26 protein-coding genes are annotated in these 20,979 nt (G+C 55.3%); 17 read left to right on the top strand and 9 right to left on the bottom strand.

Features of this window, described 5'->3' with window-relative positions; genetic code table 11:
* Window positions 1-43 precede the first annotated feature (43 nt).
* From DU29_RS0124330 to DU29_RS0124315, 3 genes are all read left to right on the top strand, one after another.
* Window positions 44-1,366, top strand: coding sequence for a hypothetical protein (locus tag DU29_RS0124330; RefSeq protein WP_028624056.1), 1,323 nt, complete (start codon window positions 44-46; stop codon window positions 1,364-1,366).
* Between the two features lie 272 nt (window positions 1,367-1,638).
* Window positions 1,639-2,793 carry a polymorphic toxin type 44 domain-containing protein gene (locus tag DU29_RS0124320; protein WP_028624055.1) on the top strand — a complete coding sequence of 385 codons (1,155 nt, stop codon included), beginning with the start codon at window positions 1,639-1,641 and terminating at the stop codon, window positions 2,791-2,793.
* Between the two features lie 40 nt (window positions 2,794-2,833).
* Window positions 2,834-3,193 (top strand): hypothetical protein, encoded by a 360-nt coding sequence (locus DU29_RS0124315; protein WP_028624054.1) that lies wholly within the window; start codon window positions 2,834-2,836, stop codon window positions 3,191-3,193.
* 333 nt (window positions 3,194-3,526) lie between these two features.
* Here the strand turns inward: DU29_RS0124315 and DU29_RS1000000133035 are convergent, their stop codons facing one another.
* A complete protein-coding gene (locus DU29_RS1000000133035) occupies window positions 3,527-3,664 on the bottom strand; it encodes a hypothetical protein (RefSeq protein WP_177326983.1) in 138 nt (45 codons plus the stop codon).
* Window positions 3,665-3,829: 165 nt separating this feature from the next.
* Between DU29_RS1000000133035 and DU29_RS0124300 the strand changes: the two genes are divergently transcribed.
* Window positions 3,830-4,288 (top strand): DUF2214 family protein, encoded by a 459-nt coding sequence (locus DU29_RS0124300; protein WP_028624053.1) that lies wholly within the window; start codon window positions 3,830-3,832, stop codon window positions 4,286-4,288.
* A gap of 162 nt (window positions 4,289-4,450) precedes the next feature.
* On the opposite strand, the gene DU29_RS0124295 is transcribed toward DU29_RS0124300, so the two are convergent.
* Window positions 4,451-4,663, bottom strand: a complete 213-nt coding sequence (locus DU29_RS0124295) for a hypothetical protein (protein ID WP_028624052.1) — start codon at window positions 4,661-4,663, stop codon at window positions 4,451-4,453.
* Between the two features lie 301 nt (window positions 4,664-4,964).
* Window positions 4,965-5,156 carry a carbon storage regulator CsrA gene (csrA, locus tag DU29_RS0124290; RefSeq protein ID WP_008028241.1) on the bottom strand — a complete coding sequence of 64 codons (192 nt, stop codon included), beginning with the start codon at window positions 5,154-5,156 and terminating at the stop codon, window positions 4,965-4,967.
* A 250-nt stretch (window positions 5,157-5,406) separates the two neighbouring features.
* On the opposite strand from csrA, the gene DU29_RS0124285 reads away from it, so the two are divergent.
* Complete coding sequence (locus DU29_RS0124285) at window positions 5,407-5,772, top strand: SPOR domain-containing protein (RefSeq protein WP_028624051.1); 366 nt, start codon at window positions 5,407-5,409, stop codon at window positions 5,770-5,772.
* Window positions 5,773-5,850: 78 nt separating this feature from the next.
* On the opposite strand, the gene DU29_RS0124280 is transcribed toward DU29_RS0124285, so the two are convergent.
* From DU29_RS0124280 to DU29_RS0124270, 3 genes are all read right to left on the bottom strand, one after another.
* Window positions 5,851-6,546 (bottom strand): endonuclease, encoded by a 696-nt coding sequence (locus DU29_RS0124280; protein ID WP_028624050.1) that lies wholly within the window; start codon window positions 6,544-6,546, stop codon window positions 5,851-5,853.
* 4 nt (window positions 6,547-6,550) lie between these two features.
* Window positions 6,551-6,841, bottom strand: a complete 291-nt coding sequence (locus tag DU29_RS0124275) for a DUF1654 domain-containing protein (RefSeq protein WP_033050875.1) — start codon at window positions 6,839-6,841, stop codon at window positions 6,551-6,553.
* Window positions 6,842-7,000: 159 nt separating this feature from the next.
* On the bottom strand, window positions 7,001-8,089 hold the full coding sequence (locus DU29_RS0124270; protein ID WP_028624048.1) for an asparaginase: 1,089 nt from the start codon (window positions 8,087-8,089) through the stop codon (window positions 7,001-7,003).
* 350 nt (window positions 8,090-8,439) lie between these two features.
* On the opposite strand from DU29_RS0124270, the gene DU29_RS0124265 reads away from it, so the two are divergent.
* The 8 genes from DU29_RS0124265 to DU29_RS0124230 all read left to right on the top strand — a co-directional run bounded on the left by DU29_RS0124265 (window position 8,440) and on the right by DU29_RS0124230 (window position 16,059).
* A complete protein-coding gene (locus DU29_RS0124265; RefSeq protein WP_028624047.1) occupies window positions 8,440-8,889 on the top strand; it encodes a hypothetical protein in 450 nt (149 codons plus the stop codon).
* Window positions 8,890-9,058: 169 nt separating this feature from the next.
* Window positions 9,059-10,015 (top strand): sugar ABC transporter substrate-binding protein, encoded by a 957-nt coding sequence (locus DU29_RS0124260; RefSeq protein WP_028624046.1) that lies wholly within the window; start codon window positions 9,059-9,061, stop codon window positions 10,013-10,015.
* Between the two features lie 57 nt (window positions 10,016-10,072).
* On the top strand, window positions 10,073-11,626 hold the full coding sequence (locus DU29_RS0124255) for a sugar ABC transporter ATP-binding protein (protein WP_028624045.1): 1,554 nt from the start codon (window positions 10,073-10,075) through the stop codon (window positions 11,624-11,626).
* A complete protein-coding gene (locus tag DU29_RS0124250; protein ID WP_028624044.1) occupies window positions 11,623-12,600 on the top strand; it encodes an ABC transporter permease in 978 nt (325 codons plus the stop codon). The genes DU29_RS0124255 and DU29_RS0124250 overlap by 4 nt, the downstream gene beginning before the upstream one ends.
* Window positions 12,601-12,603: 3 nt before the next feature.
* Window positions 12,604-13,623 (top strand): LacI family DNA-binding transcriptional regulator, encoded by a 1,020-nt coding sequence (locus tag DU29_RS0124245; protein ID WP_028624043.1) that lies wholly within the window; start codon window positions 12,604-12,606, stop codon window positions 13,621-13,623.
* Between the two features lie 45 nt (window positions 13,624-13,668).
* Window positions 13,669-14,586 (top strand): ribokinase, encoded by a 918-nt coding sequence (gene rbsK / locus DU29_RS0124240; RefSeq protein WP_028624042.1) that lies wholly within the window; start codon window positions 13,669-13,671, stop codon window positions 14,584-14,586.
* Window positions 14,583-14,987 carry a D-ribose pyranase gene (gene rbsD / locus DU29_RS0124235; RefSeq protein ID WP_028624041.1) on the top strand — a complete coding sequence of 135 codons (405 nt, stop codon included), beginning with the start codon at window positions 14,583-14,585 and terminating at the stop codon, window positions 14,985-14,987. Before rbsK ends, rbsD begins: the two co-directional genes overlap by 4 nt.
* A 43-nt stretch (window positions 14,988-15,030) precedes the next feature.
* Complete coding sequence (locus DU29_RS0124230) at window positions 15,031-16,059, top strand: nucleoside hydrolase (RefSeq protein ID WP_028624040.1); 1,029 nt, start codon at window positions 15,031-15,033, stop codon at window positions 16,057-16,059.
* Between the two features lie 32 nt (window positions 16,060-16,091).
* Here DU29_RS0124230 and DU29_RS0124225 read toward each other — a convergent pair whose 3' ends face one another.
* Window positions 16,092-16,304: a hypothetical protein gene (locus DU29_RS0124225; RefSeq protein WP_028624039.1), complete on the bottom strand. Its 213-nt coding sequence runs from the start codon at window positions 16,302-16,304 to the stop codon at window positions 16,092-16,094.
* 131 nt (window positions 16,305-16,435) lie between these two features.
* Between DU29_RS0124225 and DU29_RS0124220 the strand changes: the two genes are divergently transcribed.
* A complete protein-coding gene (locus DU29_RS0124220) occupies window positions 16,436-16,741 on the top strand; it encodes a hypothetical protein (RefSeq protein WP_028624038.1) in 306 nt (101 codons plus the stop codon).
* 163 nt (window positions 16,742-16,904) lie between these two features.
* Entirely contained in the window at window positions 16,905-17,225 is a 321-nt protein-coding gene (locus DU29_RS0124215; RefSeq protein WP_028624037.1) for an I78 family peptidase inhibitor, read from the top strand.
* Between the two features lie 71 nt (window positions 17,226-17,296).
* On the opposite strand, the gene DU29_RS0124210 is transcribed toward DU29_RS0124215, so the two are convergent.
* Window positions 17,297-17,509, bottom strand: a complete 213-nt coding sequence (locus tag DU29_RS0124210) for a cold-shock protein (protein ID WP_007905882.1) — start codon at window positions 17,507-17,509, stop codon at window positions 17,297-17,299.
* A 289-nt stretch (window positions 17,510-17,798) separates the two neighbouring features.
* Window positions 17,799-18,101 (bottom strand): hypothetical protein, encoded by a 303-nt coding sequence (locus DU29_RS0124205; RefSeq protein ID WP_028624036.1) that lies wholly within the window; start codon window positions 18,099-18,101, stop codon window positions 17,799-17,801.
* 373 nt (window positions 18,102-18,474) lie between these two features.
* On the opposite strand from DU29_RS0124205, the gene thrS reads away from it, so the two are divergent.
* Both thrS and infC read left to right on the top strand, forming a co-directional pair.
* Window positions 18,475-20,397, top strand: coding sequence for a threonine--tRNA ligase (gene thrS, locus DU29_RS0124200; RefSeq protein WP_028624035.1), 1,923 nt, complete (start codon window positions 18,475-18,477; stop codon window positions 20,395-20,397).
* Window positions 20,397-20,948, top strand: a complete 552-nt coding sequence (gene infC / locus DU29_RS0124195) for a translation initiation factor IF-3 (protein WP_176469887.1) — start codon at window positions 20,397-20,399, stop codon at window positions 20,946-20,948. Before thrS ends, infC begins: the two co-directional genes overlap by 1 nt.
* Window positions 20,949-20,979 lie beyond the last annotated feature (31 nt).

The raw sequence follows: 20,979 nt of genomic DNA, 5'->3' as shown, positions 1-20,979 counted from the left end.
ACGTTGAGTGTAATCAAACTTGATCAACTGAACAGAGGTAAGGATGCCCGAAAAAATTGCTTTTCAAATGCCAGGGAACGTGACATTCCTGAGTACCGATTCTATCCCCGAACATATGATCGCTGACTGGCAAAAAGACATCTTAAAGGACGGCAGAATTTCGGAAACGCTAGCTACAACGAATGAGTTTCTTAAGAGTATAAAAAGTTATGAGCTGCACGATGCTTTAGGTCTTACTGCGCTCTATAGCTTTATGAAAGCTATCATGAAAGAGGGGCATACATCCAGCTATCCTGAACACGCTGATCTTGAAGTGTTGCAGGCTTTGCTGCTTGGTTGTGAGGGGGAGAGCCCTAAGGAAGCGCTTCCTCGTGATAAAGTTGGTGAGTTTTGGTTGGAGCTAATGAAGCAGAATTATGCTGCATCGACTAGTAATAAGAGAAAAGGGCAGTCGCCTATCGAGGCACTCGCAGATAGCCATATTGCCTATTATCGCAATCCATACGGTGATGATTTCTTTGATAGAATGATTGTTGAGATTACATCAGAGTATGATAATCGCTATTTGCGAACAGGCGATTTCGCAAATGCTGGCAAGCTATTGGTACTTATTAGAAAAACTATATGGGGTAGGTTTCAAGTCTTCTACGGTCTTTGGGTTGAGATGTATGGCTATAGTCGAAAGCGACTCATAAGCGAAATTGCACGATACTCCAAGTTTGTCGGTGCTGAACAGGTTGTAGGCGGATGGAAGTCGGTCAGTAATGATTCGCTTAGGAATTATCTCACAAATCTTGTTGAAGATGATGCAGTAAAGAACATGTTTAAGCTTGATCCTGACTGGGTCGTGAGCTCAGATTTTGATTGCGATTTTGCTGTCAGTATTTTGGATAAGTTGAGCTTATCTACGCTGAGCGGGATTGAAGGGTTCGATGGGTTATGTCGATTCAATCCTATCGCTGCTCGTCCATTCGTTAAGGCAGATGGTAGTTATTCGATCTACTGTCTTCTAACTCTAATGAGTCTTCCATTTTCATCATTGCTGACGATCTTGAATAATAATTCAGATGCGAAAATAAAGCTCGAAAAAATACGTGGCTGGTTCGCTGAGCGAGAAACTGGACGCATACTTCTTGAGGCTTTCCCGTCAGCAAAACATGTATCTTCTGGATATTGGTTTAGGAGTAAAGAGGAGCGGGTTGAGTCTGATCTAGTTGTTCTTGTTTCAAGGCATTTATTAATATTTGAAGCAAAAGGTGCACTTATAAACGATCGAATGAGATCAGGTGCGGCTGGTGCTGCGCGACAATTTCTTAAAAAAACATGGGGGAAGTCTACCCAGCAGGGAGCTGCTTTATCTGTTTGAGTATCAGGTTTAGAGCATCCAGTCGGATGTGCCTTTCAAGGCGTTTGACAGACTGCGGAGCGAATGGCTTTTGACGCGATCATTAGCCAGTCGCCACCATTTAATGCGCTCCCACAACCGGGTATCCTCCGCTTCTCGGCAAGTGACACGGAACACAGGGAGTTGTCAGTGAAGGTTTGGGATTTTGTCCTGCAGCAGCACCTGAGCGTCCCGGTAAAGTAATTCTGCCCCAGTTACAGCTGGTATTCCTTACAGCAATTCAAGGACGATTCATGATTTCCTCTGCACGACTGGGTGACAAGCATGTCTGCCCTATGCCCGGCCATGGCACCACCCCGGTTGCCTCTGCCTCTGCCGACACAAACATCAACTTCATGGGTGCTGCACGTGTTGGCGATACCTGTGGCTGTGGCGCTGTCATCACAACCGGGTTTCCCTCGATTCAAGTGAATGGGCGTCCTATGGCCCACATGGGAAGCCCTACGAGTCATGGCGGAACGATCATCACCGGGTCAGGCGATGTCGGTGGTGGCTTTGTTATGGGCGACGCTGGTGGTGCAACCATAATCAACTTCATGGCACTGGGGGCGATTCGTCCAGACGGCACGGTTGACGAAGGAAAGATGGCTACATTGCTCGCCGATCCGAAACTGGAAGAGAAAGCAGTGGCCGCTAATGCGCTTGTCGACCCTGGCTCTCCGCCCGCAAAACGGGGTGCTGAGAAAGCGGAACCTGTCGTATGTAATCATCCTGACCAGATGGAGCCACTGGCGAACTACATTGCAGGCGAGATGAACCGTAACATCCACGACCCGGCTGTGTTGAAGATGAGACGGCTCATTGACTACGATCCCGACGTTGCGGCGAAACAGTTCTTGGAACTACCGCTGCTTGCTCGCATGGGGGGGCGGCCAAATTTTGGCGATATCGCGAAAGCACAGAAGGTCGCGGCGGCGGCAATTTGGACAAAAAAAGTGGGGCAGGGTATGGAGTGGGACCACAAGCCGAAACTCCGTAAGCTCTTCCCAGGCGTGCGACACAAACAAGGAAAGTACGACTACTACTACGACATATGGTCAAACATCCATTACGGGTACGTTGGAATCATAGGCGGAATCTCTGAAAGCGTTCTTCTGGATGGTGCAGGAGCCGAGCAAATTGTCTCAGATAGTATAAGGAAGGGAGATGAGGTGCTGACGAAGCCCATAGCAGAATGGAAGCTACCAGGTCCCCATCCTACAGCTAGTCCGTGGACTGATTTCCGATCATGGGATGATGTGGCCGATCGACTCTCCATCAGTATCGGCGTCAAGCTCGCCAATCAACATCCCGATGGTGGAATAACTGCCAAGATGGTCATGGATGAGGTGCTTGCTGTTACACCGGAAAATTGGGGGGATGGTGCTAGTGTCCACGTCTGCAACTAAATCTCGGCGACCGTACATTCGATGGTTATGGATCCCGGCGTTGCCGATATTGGTGTTTGTCCTATGGCGTAGCGCCTTGCCAAGTGCGACTGTCCACTATTCGAAGGATGGCCGGGAAGAGTTGCTTTATATCTGGAACGTCAAGGATCAGATATACAGGGGCCGGTTTTCGCCCGGTAGCAGCGTTAGTGACAAAGGACTCGTCGCCCCGGACGACGAGTTTTTTATGGAGTTTTCGTGGCGTAGCGAGGAAGGCCGCTGGCACTGCATCAGTATCAAACCGAAGTGGCCTGATACCGACATCTTCCTCGATGCAGACGGCAATATTGATATGCGCAAAGAGAGTGGCACTGATGTAGAGCGGTTGAAGGTTTGTCAGTGGGATTTGGCCAAGCCCTAGAGGAGCGTCAATGCCCATAACAAATTCACGTGTGATCGATTTCGGTAATTCCCAAGCTAGAGCCAAACAACGTGTGCTTGGTAATCACTGGCAGAACTTGACATGGTGAGGTCGTGGATTCGAGTCCAATCGCGCCTACCAAACAAAATCCGCTCTGCTGGGCGGTCTAGAAAGGCTCACCGAAAGGTGGGCCTTTTTTTGTTGTCTGCGATTTACTGGCGCCCGAAAATCTGCGGGTGGATAACTTGCACACTCGATACTGTGCGGGCACTTGCGAACGAGCGAAAAGGGCGCCGACGGCAGGCGCATTCAGCGCTGCCGTCGGCAGATCAATCATTCCGCCAGAATGCAAACCCAGCGATGATCGTGTCGGTAAGGTGCTCGGGTGAAGTTCACGTCCGAGACCAGGGTCAGGCCGCACTGCTGAAGCGCTTCGGTCAGTTGCACGAGTGTCTCTGCTTCGATTGTCATTGCTGTTACCTCGCCAGATTACTGCGTTCATAATTCTTGACCGGCAGGACAACGGGCAAATTCATTTTTTTAGTGTCGCTCTCTACTTGAGCGGGCGGGCGAACAGTGCATTCATGGACTACTACTTTCAGGCTCACCCAACGATGATCTGATGGGAGTCTCTCGATGTATGTTCATTGGTCTCTCGCCGCGATTCACCTCTTGGCATTAGCGCTCGGCTTTTGGGCGGTGCTGACGCGTGGCGCAGCGTTTCGGCGTCTCGCCACCGGGGTGGGCGAGGCTCGCAGCGTGTTGGGCGCGGATAATCTGTGGGGGATTTCAGCGCTGTTGCTGCTGGTCACAGGTGGGATGCGGGCTTTTGCCGGGTACGAAAAGGGCGCCGACTACTACCTTCATCAACCGCTGTTTCATCTGAAGATGACGCTGTTAGTCCTCATCCTCCTGTTGGAAATCGCACCGATGGCGACGCTGATCAAATGGCGGATCGCGCTGGGGCGAGGCGCGCCTATCGATACCGTTCGTGCGAAGGTGTTCGCGCGGATCTGCCACGTTCAGGCGCTACTGATGATGTTGATGATTGTGGCGGCGACAGGTATGGCGAGGGGAGTGGCGTTTGTTCAATGACGCGGTCCTACGCAAGCTTCGCCAACTGCTGCTTGATTTACGCAGCGATCTGAAATGTCGTAGTTCTTGCGAGCCTGTAACGGCCTGCCCTGGAGCAGGCCTTCGCTTCACCAGTACTTCTGATGAATCGATTTCCGGTCAATTCCTTTAACCGAATTCAGCTTACTTCGCGTTCAACTTGCGCAGTTCTTCGTACGTCGCCGACTGGACAAACCAGAAGCCCGAAATGACGCACCACACCAGAGTACCCAGGATGAACGCGCCGACACCGGACCAGAAGCCCTGAACGAACATGCCGACTACTGAGGTAATCACGATGATTGCCAGCAGAATGTACATGACGGCGTTGTTGACGCTGATGACGATGTCTTTCAAGTGAATTCCCTTTTAAATGATTGTCCTCTGGCGCCCTTGGTTGAACGCCAGTGGCACCATGATATTGCCATCGCTGAGCGGTTTACCAGTGAGCATTTGCCTGAAAACATTTTTTGGGGGGGGAATAAAGTCTTGTCAGCTACTGTCGCACTTTTCTCTGGATGAATGCGAAGCGTCTGACAGCCAACTCGTCGAGCAGGTCGATAGAATCAGCGGAGGGTCAGGCGGGGAGGGTGACACTCGAATCTTAGCCAGCCGGAGCTCAGGAGGTGAACGGGCTGGCTACTGATTGCAGCAGAATTCAGGACTGTGGTTTGTCCGGGGCGGTCAAACCTGCCTGAATGCGCTGATAAATTTCTTCGCGATGGACAGCTACGTCCTTTGGGGCGTTGATGCCGATTCTGACTTGCTGGCCACTTACGCCCAAAATGGTGATCGTAATGTCGTCGCCAATATTTATGCTTTCACCGACTTTGCGGGTGAGTATCAGCATGGTCTTCTCCTTGATTTCTTTGTAGGGCACCTGATTCGAACAGTGCAGAGGTCGGTGGTATGTATAGATTAGTGCGAAGCTTCACGGTTTGGGTGCCTCTTTCTGACGCGCAGATGCTGCATTAATTCCCAAGGCGTAACTATACAGAGGCCGCACCCATCATTCTCGTTGTTTTGAGCCCATTTTGCGGCACTCAGGAAGTATTCATGGATGGTAAAATCCCCTTTTTCAGTATTCAGAGGGAAGCGTAGTGCGCAAATTGGCCTTGGTAATCGCAGTACTGGCACTGGCGGCATGTGGCGAAGGCAAGAATACCGATGCGCCCAAGCCCAAGCCGGCAGCGGAGGCGACGTCTGCACCGGCCGCTGCGCCTCAATGGCACCTCGAAGTGCGCGGCGAGATAACCCAGGCGGTCAGCGACCTTAGCGGATGGCTGATCGAGCACAGTTACGTCTCCAGCGTGATCAGGGAGGAGGGTAAAACGCGGATTCTGATGGGGCCCTATGCATCGAAAGCCGAAGCAGAGGCCAAACAGGCAGAGGTGCTCGCAGCACTCAAGAAGGCGAAGAAGCAGAACATCGAAGTGCTGGTTATCGAGCACCCGCTGATTCAGTAAGGCTTGATCGCCGGCGCGATCACGCATAAAAAAAGGCCTCGGGTAATGAAACCCGAGGCCTTTGCATTTCGCGAACAGTCAACCACACGCTTTCATGTCTACCGGGCCGACAAATTCATTGGCGCGTCCCATCACACAAGCCACGCTCTGATTGCGCTGCCGTTCCCACGCCTGAACGGGATAAGTCTTGCTCCAGGCTTCATACAATTGCCGATCCTGTTTCGACAGCCGCAGGCCATATTGTTTGCTCATGTAGAAATATGTCCGGGCGATCATGCCGCGAATCGAAGGCCGCGGCATCACCTTCTTCGCCTTGAAATCCACCTGAGTCAGGCAAGATCCATACTGGCCCGGCTGCTCCGGTAGCCAGCCAAAGCTGAAATTGCTGCGGTCGCCGTTCACTTCTCCGATGCTCGGCACCAGATTGTGCAGATCTGCTTCGGCTTTCTGATAGACCGGGTCATGACGTGTGCAGTTTTTGCGTCCGCCCTGTTGCCAGCACTGACGCTGATGCCCGATTTGCCAGGCCGGGACGATATGTTCCCATTCAATTCGGGAAGCGCGTTTGGCGTTTTTTCGCGGGACGTAGCCGCAGGCCGACAGGTTGACCTTGTTGCCGGTGTACTTGCATCCGCAATAAAACTCGGTGGATTGCGGCGCATAGAGCTTCCAGGCGACTTTCTTGGCTTCGTTGAAGGTGCGGGGTGCATCTGCCTGAGCAACCGTGGTGAACAACAGCAACAGCAACAGCAAAACAAAACAACGGACACTCATTGACTCAATCTTCCTTCGGCACAACCCAGAAAATCTGCACGCCGCCATCGTCGCGGTAAGCGAGGGTGACGTTGTCGTTCTCATCAATCTCTTCGAGCAGGCGCTCCCAATCCGCCACCGGTTCGTCCGGAAGACGGAAGATCAGTGCGGCTTTGGCTTTTTGAGCGGTTGGAGAATTGATGATTTTCTGGACGCGAATGCCCATGAGTTCAAAGGCGTCGGGTGAGGCGGGAGCGATGGCCACAGGATTATCCTTATTAAGCTGTACGTGCATACAGTATTTAACTGTAGGCATTTTCGCAACTGCTTAAGATTCAAGAAAATCCTCTGACAGCGATTTTTGCCATTTTGTGTAGGACGGGGGAATTAAATTTGTCGGAGTAAAACGAGCCACTCGCCAGAACTGGCGAGTGGATGCAGCGATGTCCGACTGAGCTCAGCCGGGGGGGTCAGATCAGTATTCCCAGAACATCCGCTGCAGCTCTTTGCTGTCGCTGGTCTTGGTCAGTGCAACCATGGCCAGGATCCGAGCTTTTTGCGGGTTGAGGTCGTGAGCGACAACCCAGTCGTATTTGTCATCCGGCTGTTCGGCATTGCGCAGTACGAAACCGCCAGCGTTTACGTGAGAAGAGCGAATGATTTGTACGCCGTCTTTGCGCAGGGCTTGCAGGCTTGGCACAACGCGCGAGGACACTGAGCCATTACCGGTACCGGCGTGGATGATGGCTTTGGCGCCGGACTGAGCGAGCGCTTTGTAAGCCGTGTCGCTGACGTTGCCGTAGGAATAGGCTATTTCTACGTTCGGCAGAGTCTTGATCTGCTTGATGTCGAATTCAGAATCCATGGTGTGGCGCTTGGCCGGCAACCGGAACCAGTAAGACTTGCCTTCAACGACCATGCCAAGCGGACCCCAGGCACTTTTGAATGCCTCGGTCTTGATGTTGATCATTTTGCTGACATCGCGACCCGACTGGATTTCATCGTTCATGGTCACCAGAACGCCTTTGCCGCGGGCCTCCTTGCTGCCGGCCACGGCCACTGCGTTGTAAAGGTTCAGCATGCCGTCCGCCGACATTGCAGTGCCTGGACGCATCGAGCCGACGACGATGATTGGCTTGTCGGTTTTTTCCACTAGGTTCAAAAAGTACGCAGTTTCTTCCAGCGTGTCGGTGCCGTGGGTGATGACGATGCCATCCACATCAGCGCTATCCGCCAGTTCGGCCACGCGGCGACCCAGTTGCAGCAGGTTGTCGTTGGTAATGCTCTCCGACGCGATTTGCATGACCTGCTCGCCGCGAACGTTGGCCACTTGGCTCAGTTCCGGGACCCCGGCGATCAATTGTTCGATGCCGACTTTCGCCGCTTGGTAGGTGGCACTGTTTGCAGCGCTGGCGCCCGCACCGGCGATGGTGCCGCCCGTGGCGAGAATCACCACATTGGCCAGCTTTTGTTGTGTCTCGACTTCTTTCGCCTGAAGGGCGGAGGGTAATAGCAGGAGGAGGGCCAAAGTGCCCGGAACGAGGGATCTGAAAGCAGCTGTCATTATTTTTATCTCTTTAATTGTTAGATGGTGCTGACGCAGTTTTCTTTTGGAAGTGCCTCAAGCTGATCTGAAAGCCTGAGGCTAATCATAGAGAGCAGGATCTGTACCAGTCATACGCAGGACTGAGAAAAGCCTCCAAGTTGATGATATTTATCACTAAACCAGATTGTGAAATTACAGTGCTGTATTCCTGTCGTCCGGTATTCCGACTACACAACGTATTAGCGTTCGGGTTCCCGGCAGAACTCGTGTGTGCTTTCACCTGGTTTTCACTCACTGAGCAAATGGAAGTTAAAGAAACTCGCGGGACGGTCGATGTCCCTTCAAAGGATCTTTTCTCAGGAGCTCACATGTCGTTTTCCGTAGGTTTTCCCAATCCGGCTGCTGTCACCATCGGTGGCAAGTCCACGGCCACCATCAATGCGTTGAACGAGTCCGCCGATCAAACCTCGGCACTGGTCCTGGGTGAAGAAAAAGAGGGTGATTCGAATCAGGTTCGTACGGGTGGCGGCGCACCTGCAGAAGCCAGGGAAGAGAGTGGAAGCACTCAAAGCATTGCCGTTAAAGTACTGCTCAAACGCATGCAGGAACTGCAGCAGCAGTTACGCGAACAACAGCAGCAGTTGGCCGCTGCGCAGGCCGCGGCTTACCCGACAGAGGAAGCCAAGGCGACGGCCGTGATGTCGATGCAAGGCCAGATTGTCGAGACAAATGGCGCATTGGCGCAGGTGACTGCCAGCTTGATCAAGGAATTGGCCAAGGGCGGTGGGTCGGGAGGGCTGGTTAGTACCACCGCATAATCGGCGTGTATGAATGGCCGTTCGGCGGTTGACAATTATCTGTAGGGTTCGCATAGTTCGATCAACGCAAACGTTTGCGCGGCAACCTTTCCGGCGGTAGTATCGACCGCAACGGTGACGTCAGCGCAATGCGTTGCCAAAAAAATAATCATAAGATCGGAGTGAACCCATGAAGCTGCCATTCGCTGGACGTCTTCTTGCTGTCGCTATGCTGGCTGCCGCATCCGCTGCCATGCCTTTCTCCTCGGCATTCGCCGAATCCCCGGAAAAACCTAAAGTCGCACTGGTCATGAAATCACTGGCCAACGAATTTTTCCTGACCATGGAAGATGGCGCCAAGGCTTATCAGAAAGAACACTCCGGCGAATTCGACCTGATCTCAAACGGCATCAAGGACGAAACAGACACCGCCAACCAGATCCGCATTGTTGAACAAATGATCGTTTCCAAAGTTAACGCCCTGGTCATCGCACCCGCCGACTCGAAGGCGATGGTGCCTGTGATCAAAAAGGCTGTGGACGCCGGCATCACCGTGATCAACATCGATAACCAGCTGGATCCAGCGGTGGTCAAAAGCAAAAACATCACCGTTCCGTTCGTGGGCCCGGACAACCGCAAAGGCGCGCGTCTGGTCGGCGAGTACCTGGCCAAACAGCTCAAGGCGGGTGACGAAGTCGGCATCATTGAAGGTGTTTCCACTACGACCAACGCGCAGGCCCGCACCGCAGGCTTCAAAGATGCGATGGAAGCGGCGCAGATCAAGGTCGTGTCGCTGCAGTCCGGCGACTGGGAAATCAACAAGGGCAATCAGGTTGCCTCCTCCATGTTGAGCGAATACCCGAACATCAAGGCGCTGCTGGCCGGTAACGACAGCATGGCGGTAGGTGCCGTTTCGGCGGTGCGCGCGGCGGGGAAAGCCGGCAAGGTGCAAGTGGTCGGCTACGACAACATCAATGCAATCAAACCGATGTTGAAAGATGGCCGGGTCCTGGCCACGGCGGACCAGTTCGCTGCAAAACAAGCGGTGTTCGGCATTGAAACGGCATTGAAAATCATCAAGGGCGAGAAGGTCGACAGCGGTACCAACGGCGTGATTGAAACTCCGGTCGAGCTGGTTACCAAGTAGTCCTTCTGGCGACACAACGGCGCTCGTCCGACCGGTCGAGCGCATGGAGATTTTTTTATGTCAGTTTCCGCTCCGATCGCTGTCCTCTCGGTCAGCGGCATCGGCAAGACCTATGCTCAACCTGTCCTGACGGGTATTGATTTGACGCTGATGCGCGGCGAAGTGCTGGCGCTGACCGGCGAAAACGGTGCCGGTAAAAGTACGCTGTCAAAAATCATCGGCGGGCTGGTCGCACCGACCACTGGCCAGATGCAGTTTCAGGGGCAGGATTATCGTCCTGGCAGTCGCACCCAGGCTGAAGACCTTGGTATTCGGATGGTCATGCAGGAACTCAATCTGCTGCCGACTCTGTCGGTGGCCGAGAACCTGTTCCTTGATAATCTGCCCAGCAACGCGGGCTGGATCAGTCGCAAGCAATTACGCAAGGCGGCCATTGAGGCCATGGCTCAGGTCGGGCTCGACGCGATTGATCCGGATACCCTTGTCGGTGAGTTGGGTATCGGTCATCAGCAAATGGTCGAGATTGCCCGCAACCTGATCGGCGATTGCCACGTGCTGATTCTCGACGAACCTACTGCGATGCTGACGGCCCGTGAAGTCGAGATGCTTTTCGAGCAAATCACCCGTCTGCAAGCGCGTGGCGTGTCGATCATTTATATCTCGCACCGTCTCGAAGAATTGGCGCGAGTGGCCCAGCGCATCGCGGTGCTGCGCGACGGCAATCTGGTCTGCGTCGAACCGATGGCCAATTACAGCAGTGAGCAACTGGTCACGCTGATGGTCGGCCGGGAGCTGGGCGAACACATTGACATGGGAGCGCGCAATATCGGTGCACCCGCCTTGACGGTCACTGGCCTTAGCAGGTCCGACAAGGTTCGCGATGTGTCTTTTGAAGTGCGCGCCGGGGAAATCTACGGAATTTCCGGCTTGATCGGGGCAGGGCGCACAGAACTGTTGCGCCTGATTTTCGGCGCCGATGTGGCGGACAGCGGCACCGTGGCGCTGGGTTCGCCGGCGCGCGTGGTGAGCATTCGATCACCGTCAGACGCGGTGGCGCATGGCATTGCCCTGATCACCGAAGACCGCAAAGGCGAGGGCCTGCTGCTGACCCAATCGATCAGTGCCAACATTGCCTTGGGCAACATGCCGGTGATATCCAGCGCCGGGTTCGTCAATGACGGTGAGGAAGTGTCTCTGGCTCAGCGTCAGATAGACGCCATGCGCATCCGCAGTTCCAGTCCGACGCAACTCGTGTCAGAACTGTCCGGCGGCAATCAGCAAAAAGTCGTCATTGGTCGATGGCTGGAGCGCGATTGCTCGGTGATGTTGTTTGACGAGCCCACCCGAGGCATCGACGTCGGTGCCAAATTCGACATTTATGCTTTGCTGGGCGAGCTGACGCGGCAGGGTAAAGCGTTGGTCGTGGTCTCCAGCGACTTGCGTGAACTGATGCTGATCTGCGACCGCATCGGCGTGTTGTCGGCGGGGCGCCTGATCGAGACCTTCGAGCGCGATAGCTGGACCCAGGATGACTTGCTTGCAGCCGCGTTTGCCGGCTACCAAAAACGTGATGCGTTGCTCAACGAAGCAGCGCCTAGGGATTTTTCATGAAAACTGCAACGTCTGTCGGCAAACGTAGTGGCAACTTTTACGGCCTCGGCACCTACCTCGGCCTGGCCGGTGCCTTGCTGGCGATGATCGCGCTGTTCTCTGCCTTGAGCAGCCATTTCTTCTCTTACGATACGTTCAGCACCCTGGCCAACCAGATTCCGGATTTGATGGTGCTGGCGGTGGGCATGACCTTCGTGTTGATCATCGGCGGCATCGACCTCTCGGTAGGCTCGGTGCTGGCGCTCGCCGCGTCGACGGTGAGTGTAGCGATTCTCGGCTGGGGCTGGAGCGTTCTGCCGGCAGCGCTGTTGGGCATGGCAGCGGCGGCATTGGCCGGGACCATCACCGGTTCGATCACGGTGGCGTGGCGCATCCCTTCATTTATCGTGTCGCTCGGCGTGCTGGAAATGGCCCGTGGCGTGGCTTATCAAATGACCGGCTCGCGCACCGCCTACATCGGTGATGCATTCGCCTGGCTGTCCAACCCGATCGCTTTCGGCATTTCGCCGTCTTTCATCATTGCGTTGCTGATCATCTTCATTGCCCAGGCCGTGTTGACCCGCACGGTGTTCGGCCGTTACCTGATCGGCATCGGCACCAACGAAGAGGCCGTGCGTCTGGCGGGGATCAATCCAAAGCCCTACAAGATTCTGGTATTCAGTCTGATGGGGCTGCTGGCCGGTATCGCCGCGCTGTTTCAGATTTCGCGCCTGGAAGCGGCGGACCCGAATGCCGGTTCCGGTCTGGAGCTGCAGGTCATTGCCGCCGTGGTGATTGGCGGCACGAGTCTGATGGGTGGGCGCGGCTCGGTGATCAGCACGTTTTTTGGCGTCCTGATTATCTCCGTACTGGCAGCCGGCCTGGCGCAGATCGGTGCAACTGAACCGACCAAGCGCATCATCACCGGCGCGGTTATTGTGATTGCCGTAGTGCTCGACACCTATCGCAGTCAGCGCGCAAGCCGGCGGACCTGAGTCATGGCAACAATCAAGGATGTGGCAGCACTCGCGGGGATTTCCTACACGACGGTTTCCCACGTGGTGAACAAGACGCGCCCGGTCAGTGAAGAGGTGCGGATCAAGGTCGAAGCGGCCATCAAGACGCTCGACTACGTGCCCAGTGCGGTGGCTCGTTCGCTGAAAGCGAAAACCACGGCGACCATCGGACTGCTGGTGCCAAACAGTCTCAACCCGTATTTTGCCGAACTGGCACGAGGCATTGAGGATTACTGCGAACGCAACGGTTACTGCGTGATCCTCTGCAACTCCGATGACAACCCGGACAAGCAGCGCAGTTATTTGCGTGTGTTGCTGGAAAAGCGCATCGACGGTCTGATCGTGGCTTCGGCGGGCGGTGATGGCGGTTTGGCGGAAGGCCTCGCCGGCGTGCGTACGCCGATGGTTATTGTCGACCGAGGGCTGGAAGGGCTCGATGCGGACCTGGTGCGCATCGATCACGAATTCGGTGCCTATCTGGCGACCCGCCATCTGCTGGAACTGGGTCACCGGGACATCGCCACGATTGGCGGCCCGGCCAGCACCAGCGTCGCGCAGATGCGTCTGGCTGGTTATTGCCGCGCCTTGACCGAGGCGGGCGTCGAAGTGTCTCGCGGGCGCATGTTCGAGAGTGACTTCACCAGTACCGGCGGTTACAACGCCGCCGCGATTCTGTTGGAGAAGGAGCCGCCCAGCGCCATCTTCGCCGGCAACGACATGATCGGCATAGGTGTATTGCGCGCGGCTGCCGAGCGCAACATTCGTGTGCCAAATGAATTGTCGGTCATCGGTTTCGATGACATCCAGATGAGCCGTTATGTGTATCCGGCGCTGACCACCGTCGGCCAGTCCATTGTGCAGTTGGGGGAAATGGCGGCCGAAGTGCTTTTGCGCCGGATCGCCAACCCGACTTTGCCTACCGATCAGCGGATCGTCACGCCCAGTATCGTTTTGCGGGAATCGACCGCGCCGCTCGCCGGCCTGTCTGCCCAAATTCGCTGAACCAGTAACCAGACCCGCTGAAACCGAATTGATGAGTAGCAATGTATGTCAGCAAAAGTAGTGGTGATAGGCAGCCTGAACATGGACCTGGTGACCCGGGCTTCACGTCTGCCCCGGGGCGGTGAGACGCTGATTGGCCAATCTTTTACCACCGTCTCCGGTGGCAAAGGTGCGAACCAGGCCGTTGCCGCAGCGCGCCTCGGTGCGCAGGTTTCGATGGTCGGTTGTGTCGGCAGCGATGCCTACGGCAACGAATTGCGCGAGTCGCTGTTGGCCGACAACATTGATTGTCAGGCCGTCAGCACCGTGGAAGGTGCCAGCGGTGTGGCCTTGATCGTGGTCGACGATAACAGTCAGAACGCGATTGTCATCGTGGCCGGCGCGAACGGTGCGCTGACGGCAGACGTGATCGATCATTTCGATGCGGTATTGCAGGCGTCGGACGTGATTATCTGTCAGCTGGAAGTGCCCGATGCGACAGTGGGCCACGCGCTCAAGCGCGGCCGGGAACTGGGTAAAACCGTGATCCTCAATCCCGCTCCGGCCAGTCGTCCGCTGCCGTCAGACTGGTACGCGGCCATCGATTACCTGATTCCCAATGAAAGCGAAGCCTCTGCCCTGAGCGGATTGCCGGTGGACTCACTGGAAACCGCTGAAATGGCGGCGACCCGTCTGATCGCCATGGGCGCTAGCAAGGTCATCATCACCCTTGGGTCGCAGGGTTCGCTGTTTGCCAACGGGCAAAGTTTTGAGCATTTCCCGGCGCCGAAGGTGAAGGCGGTCGATACCACTGCGGCTGGGGACACCTTCGTCGGCGGTTTCGCAGCAGCGCTGTCCGCCGGCCAGAGCGAGGCCGAAGCGATCCGTTTCGGTCAGGTCGCCGCCGCGCTGTCTGTGACTCGCTCAGGGGCTCAACCTTCGATACCCACCTTGAAAGACGTTAAGGCATTCACAGCATCATGAAAAAAACTCCTCTGCTCAATGTCGCACTGTCACGGCTGATCGCCTCGCTTGGCCATGGCGACATGGTCGTGATCGGCGATGCCGGACTGCCAGTGCCGCCGGGTGTCGAGCTGATCGATCTGGCGCTGACCCACGGCATCCCGGATTTCGTCAGCACCCTGAACGTGGTGCTCAGCGAGATGCAGGTCGAGAGCCATGTGCTCGCCGAAGAAATTCTGCAAAAGAAACCCTCTGCGCTGACGACGCTGGATGCATTGGATGCCGAGGGAGCGCTGGGGCGACGTGAGTTGCTCAGCCACGACCAATTCAAGGTCCTTAGCCGACAAGCACGGGCGATTGTTCGTACAGGCGAATGTCAGCCGTACTGCAACATTGTTCTAGTGGCTGGGGTAACGTTCTGATCGGCTGTTTCTTCCTGGTTTTCCCACGCACAAGGAGTGCGCCATGCACCGCTATGCTAAAAAACTGCCCCAACTGCTTCGGAGTTTCCTGCTTTTGTCCCTGATTAGCGCAACCAGCGTCCACGCGGCGGAAAAAATCGATCTGATCATCGACACCGATCCCGGTGCTGACGATGTGGTCGCATTGCTGTTCGCGCTGGCGTCGCCGGAAGAGTTGAATATCCGTGCGTTGACCACCGTTGCCGGCAATGTGCGCCTCGACAAGACATCGCGTAATGCACGCCTGGCTCGTGAGTGGGCGGGGCGTGAAGATGTTCCGGTGTACGCCGGCGCGCCCAGGCCGTTGATGCGCACGCCGATCTACGCAGAGAACATTCACGGTAAGGAAGGCTTGTCGGGGGTAGCGGTCCACGAGCCGAAGAAGGGTCTTGAGCAGGGCAGTGCAGTCAATTATCTGATCGACACATTGAAGACTGCCAAGCCACACAGCATCACTATCGCCATGCTCGGCCCGCAAACCAACCTGGCCCTGGCGCTGATTCAAGAGCCCGAGATCGTTCAGGGCATCAAGGAAGTGGTGATCATGGGCGGTGCGCACTTCAATGGTGGCAACATCACTCCGGTGGCCGAATTCAACCTGTTCGCCGATCCGCAGGCAGCTGAAGTCGTGCTGAAAAGCGGGGTCAAACTTACCTATCTGCCATTGGACGTGACGCACAAGATCCTTACCAGCGAAACCCGTCTGAAGCAGATTGCTGCGCTGAATAACAACGCAAGCAAATTGGTCAGCGGGATTCTCAACGAGTACGTCAAAGGTGACATGGAACACTACGGTCTTCCGGGTGGCCCGGTCCATGACGCCACGGTGGTTGCGTATCTGCTCAAGCCGGAGCTGTTTACCGGGCGCTCGGTAAACGTGGTGGTCGACAGTCGCGAAGGGCCGACGTTTGGTCAGACCGTTGTCGACTGGTATGACGGCTTGAAAGCGCCGAAGAACGCTTTCTGGGTGGAGAACGGTGATGCGCAGGGCTTTTTCGATCTGCTGACCCAGCGCTTGGCGCGATTGAAGTAAGCGTCAGACCCGCAGGCAACCGCCTGCGGGTTTTATTCCTTGCCTGGATGCACCATGTCCATATATTCGACGAGGTACTTCTCAAATACCTGCGCAATAAATGACTGGGCCGCTTCGGTGCCCAGTTCCTTGACCAATAGATCGATACCAATGATTGCCAACTCTTCCGGGCTGCCCGGGCTATAGGAGCTATGTCCTTGTGGCCACTTGGCCTTGATGTCGGCGTCGATACTTACGATGGTCATGATGGCGCTCGTGAATATGGAAAAGTCTGGGTGCGAGTTAACCATTTTGCAGGGCTTTTGGCACTCCGACTTAGGCATGAGAGAAGGGCTATGCGACACTTGGTCTTTGATGATTTCCGAAGGATCACGTTGTGCAGATCGATTTGAACACTCCGGACGGCCTGACCCTTGAAGCGGTGCGTCAGTTGCTGGCCTCTGCCAGCGACGATGAGCATACGCAGCTGCGAGTCACCAAAGGCGGCATTGCCTATATCTCGTCCGGCACCGTGGGCGGTACTGACATCGACGGGCTTTTGTTTCGACTTGAGACGTGGGCCAAAGGCTCGGGGTATGTCGGGCGTGTCGCAGCCAGTGACGAAGTCTGGGTCATGCAGATTTTTAACGCGCTCAAAGAGAACTGGCCGAATCCGCCCTTCGACTACATCGACGTGTATTGAGCCTGTTCATATCCAGTCACGATTGAAGGATGGACGGGGCATTCTGCTCAGGCAAACTCGCGGATTCTTCGATTCGTAGGCAGAGTGCTAGCACTCTTCTTGAAACGAAACGCCGGATCGGCGGTCGCACGATCTCAGTTTAATTAACGAAATAGGAGGCTTCATGCCTTGGAAGCTCGCGTCATTGGGTACTTTGCTGGCGGCAACGCTGCTGGCTGGTTGCAGCAGCACGTCTACCGAGACGGCACCGGACCCTGTCACGACGACTGATGCCGGTCATAGCCGTTGTGAGGCAAAGGCTGCGGAATTCACCCTAGGCAAAAAGGCTTCGCCCGAATTGCTGGAACAGGCTCGCACCCGCGCAGGTGCGCAGAATGCACGGTTCCTGATGCCGTCTGACATGGTGACGCTGGAATACCGTTCCGATCGTCTGAACCTGAACACCGACGCCAGTCAGATCGTCACTCGCGTCAACTGCGGCTGATTGTTCCGGCTTTTGTATCGGACATAAAAAACCCCGTCACATGGACGGGGTTTTTTTAGTGCGGCAGAAAATTACTCTGCGCGGACTTGTGCAGCTTGCATACCCTTTTGGCCTTTCTCAGCCACGAAGGAAACGGTTTGGCCTTCTTTCAGGCTTTTGAAACCGTCGCTTTCGATAGCTTTGAAGTGTACGAACAGGTCGTCACCGCCACCTTGAGGAGTGATGAAGCCGAAGCCTTTTTCATCGTTGAACCATTTAACGGTGCCGGTTTGGCGATTAGACATGGTGTATCTCCAAGAAACATATATTTTTTCAGTACTGTGTTGCTCAGGCCAACTGGGCACACCGGGGTATCATAGTCGAAATGTTCGATTTGGGACCCCCCCGGACGTGCTGTTTGACCCTCACCAACGCATTCTTTGTTGCTGGGTGTAGCTGGAAGCCCCGTTTTACAAGGCTTTCAGCCGAAAGTAAAGACGATAAAAAAAGCTGAAAGACCTGCGTAAATCGTGTGAAAAGTCTCAAATCCAGGGCTTTTTATCGGCCTGCGACCTGTTCAGAGCGTCTCTTTTCTCATTTTTTCGCGGGGACATCGGCTTTGCATTTGGCGATCTGACCCAATGCTTTCTGCTGCAGTTCCGGGGTGGCCTTATTGTCCATCAAAGCCTGAATATCTGCAGCCGGGTAAGACTTGATCGCATCAGCACCGCATGCGCAGTGAGCTTTCGCCGCTGCCGCGCCGATCTGTGGAGTGGCAGCCGTAGTGCACTGAGTCATGTACTTCTCGCGCTCGCCCTTGGGCCAATCGGCGTGAGCGGCCAGCGGCAGCAGCAGAACGACGGGGGCGATGACGGCGAATAAACGTTTCAGATGCATGCTGGGATGCTCCTTGTGGGTCAATGTCTTGTTATCTGAGGGGTAAAGCGGCGATCAAGTTCAGCACTCTGGCATAAAAACCGTAGATTGGCCTCGCTGGATTCCCCGTTGCCGCGATGACCGTTCATCTGTGCTAGCATGCCCCGCTCGGGCGTTCGCAGGCCCCGGATGACCTTCAGTCCCGGCGGCGGCAAGTGTTCGAATAACCCTGATTTGAATCCCAGTCACTCTGGTTCGGTTTTCCGGTTGGCCGCAAGGCTCCTGCCGCTGTAAGGCAGGCGTTCGTCATTGAATGGCCTGGATCGAATCTTGTACTGGCTCATCCCAACTCACGTGACCTTTGGTAGGGGTCACCACTAGGAGAGGAGGCGCCATGCCAACTATTACTCTTCCCGACGGCAGTCAACGTTCATTCGATCACGCGGTTTCCGTAGCCGAGGTCGCCGCATCCATTGGTGCCGGTCTGGCCAAGGCCACCGTGGCCGGCAAGGTCAATGGCAAGCTGGTCGACGCCAGCGACATCATCGACAGCGATTCCACGCTGCAAATCATTACGCCAAAGGATCAAGAGGGGCTGGAGATCATTCGCCATTCTTGCGCTCACCTGGTCGGCCACGCGGTCAAGCAGCTGTACCCGACCGCCAGAATGGTCATCGGCCCGGTCATCGACGAAGGCTTCTATTACGACATCGCCTTCGAGCGTCCTTTCACCCCGGACGACCTCGCCGCGATCGAACAGCGCATGCAGCAGCTGATCGAAAAAGATTACGACGTGATCAAGAAAGTCACTCCGCGCGCCGAAGTGATCGAAGTGTTCAAGGCCCGTGGCGAAGACTACAAGTTGCGCCTGGTCGACGACATGCCGAATGAGCAGACCATGGGTCTGTACTATCACGAAGAATACGTCGACATGTGCCGTGGTCCGCACGTGCCGAACACGCGCTTCCTGAAATCTTTCAAACTGACCAAGTTGTCCGGCGCCTACTGGCGTGGCGATGCCAAAAACGAGCAACTTCAGCGCGTATACGGCACCGCATGGGCTGACAAGAAGCAGCTGGCGGCTTACATCCAGCGCATCGAGGAAGCCGAAAAGCGCGATCACCGCAAGATCGGCAAGCGTCTGGGCCTGTTCCACACCCAGGAAGAATCGCCGGGCATGGTGTTCTGGCACCCGAACGGCTGGACTCTGTACCAGGTGCTCGAGCAGTACATGCGCAAGGTTCAGCGCGACAACGGCTACCTCGAAATCAAGACCCCGCAGGTCGTTGATCGCAGTCTCTGGGAGAAATCCGGGCACTGGGCCAACTACGGCGACAACATGTTCACGACTCAGTCGGAAAACCGCGACTACGCAATCAAGCCAATGAACTGCCCTTGCCACGTGCAAGTGTTCAATCAAGGCCTGAAAAGCTACCGCGAGCTGCCGATGCGTCTGGCCGAATTCGGTGCCTGCCACCGTAACGAGCCATCGGGTGCGCTGCACGGCATCATGCGTGTGCGTGCATTCACTCAGGACGACGCCCACATCTTCTGTACTGAAGAGCAGATGCAGGCCGAATCCGCCGCGTTCATCAAGCTGACCATGGACGTCTACGCCGACTTCGGCTTCAAAGACGTTGAAATGAAGCTGTCCACTCGTCCGGAAAAACGCGTAGGTTCCGACGAGCTGTGGGATCGCGCCGAAGCGGCATTGGCTGCAGCCCTTGATAGCGCTGGCCTGCCGTATGATCTGCAGCCGGGCGAGGGCGCGTTCTACGGTCCTAAGATCGAGTTTTCGTTGAAAGATTGCCTTGGCCGTGTTTGGCAGTGTGGTACTCTGCAGCTCGATTTTAACCTGCCTGTCCGTTTGGGAGCCGAATACGTCTCCGAAGACAACAGTCGCAAGCACCCGGTCATGCTGCACCGGGCGATCCTCGGATCCTTCGAACGTTTCGTCGGGATCCTGATCGAGCACTACGAAGGGGCATTCCCCGCGTGGCTGGCTCCGACACAGGCAGTGATCATGAACATCACTGACAAACAGGCCGATTTCGCCGCCGAGGTTGAAAAAACTCTCAACGAAAGCGGATTTCGTGCCAAGTCTGACTTGAGAAATGAAAAGATCGGCTTTAAAATCCGCGAGCATACTTTGCTCAAGATCCCTTATCTCTTGGTTATCGGAGATCGGGAAGTCGAGATGCAGACTGTCGCTGTGCGTACTCGTGAAGGTGCTGACCTGGGCTCGATGCCCGTCGCCCAGTTCGCTGAGTTTCTCGCGCAAGCGGTTTCCCGGCGTGGTCGCCCAGATATGGAGTAATTACTATTAAGCGTGAAATGAGACAAGATAAACGAGCTGCACCGAAAGCCCCGATCAACGAGAATATCTCGGCACGCGAGGTTCGGTTAATTGGAGCTGAAGGTGAACAGCTTGGGATTGTGTCAATTGAAGACGCGCTTCTTAAGGCTGAAGAGGCCAAACTGGATTTGGTGGAAATTTCCGCCGATGCAGTACCCCCTGTTTGCAAACTGATGGACTACGGCAAATCGATCTTCGAGAAGAAGAAACAGGTTGCCGCGGCCAAGAAAAACCAGAAGCAGATCCAGGTTAAAGAAATCAAGTTTCGTCCAGGGACGGAGGAAGGGGATTACCAGGTAAAACTGCGCAACCTGGTACGTTTCCTGAGTGATGGGGACAGGGCCAAGGTATCCTTGCGATTCCGCGGCCGTGAGATGGCCCACCAGGAGCTGGGGATGGAACTCCTCAAGCGGGTTGAAGGTGACTTGCTCGAGTACGGTTCGGTCGAACAGCATCCTAAGATGGAAGGACGCCAGCTGATCATGGTCATCGCCCCGAAAAAGAAGAAATAATCATCAGGGCACGGCAGGCCTTCTGATTATG

It is taken from the genome of Pseudomonas sp. Ant30-3 (genome assembly GCF_000690905.1).
Taxonomy (GTDB): domain Bacteria; phylum Pseudomonadota; class Gammaproteobacteria; order Pseudomonadales; family Pseudomonadaceae; genus Aquipseudomonas.
The sequence above is the reverse complement of the archived record's forward strand: the minus strand, read 5'-3'. Positions and strand labels throughout refer to the sequence as shown.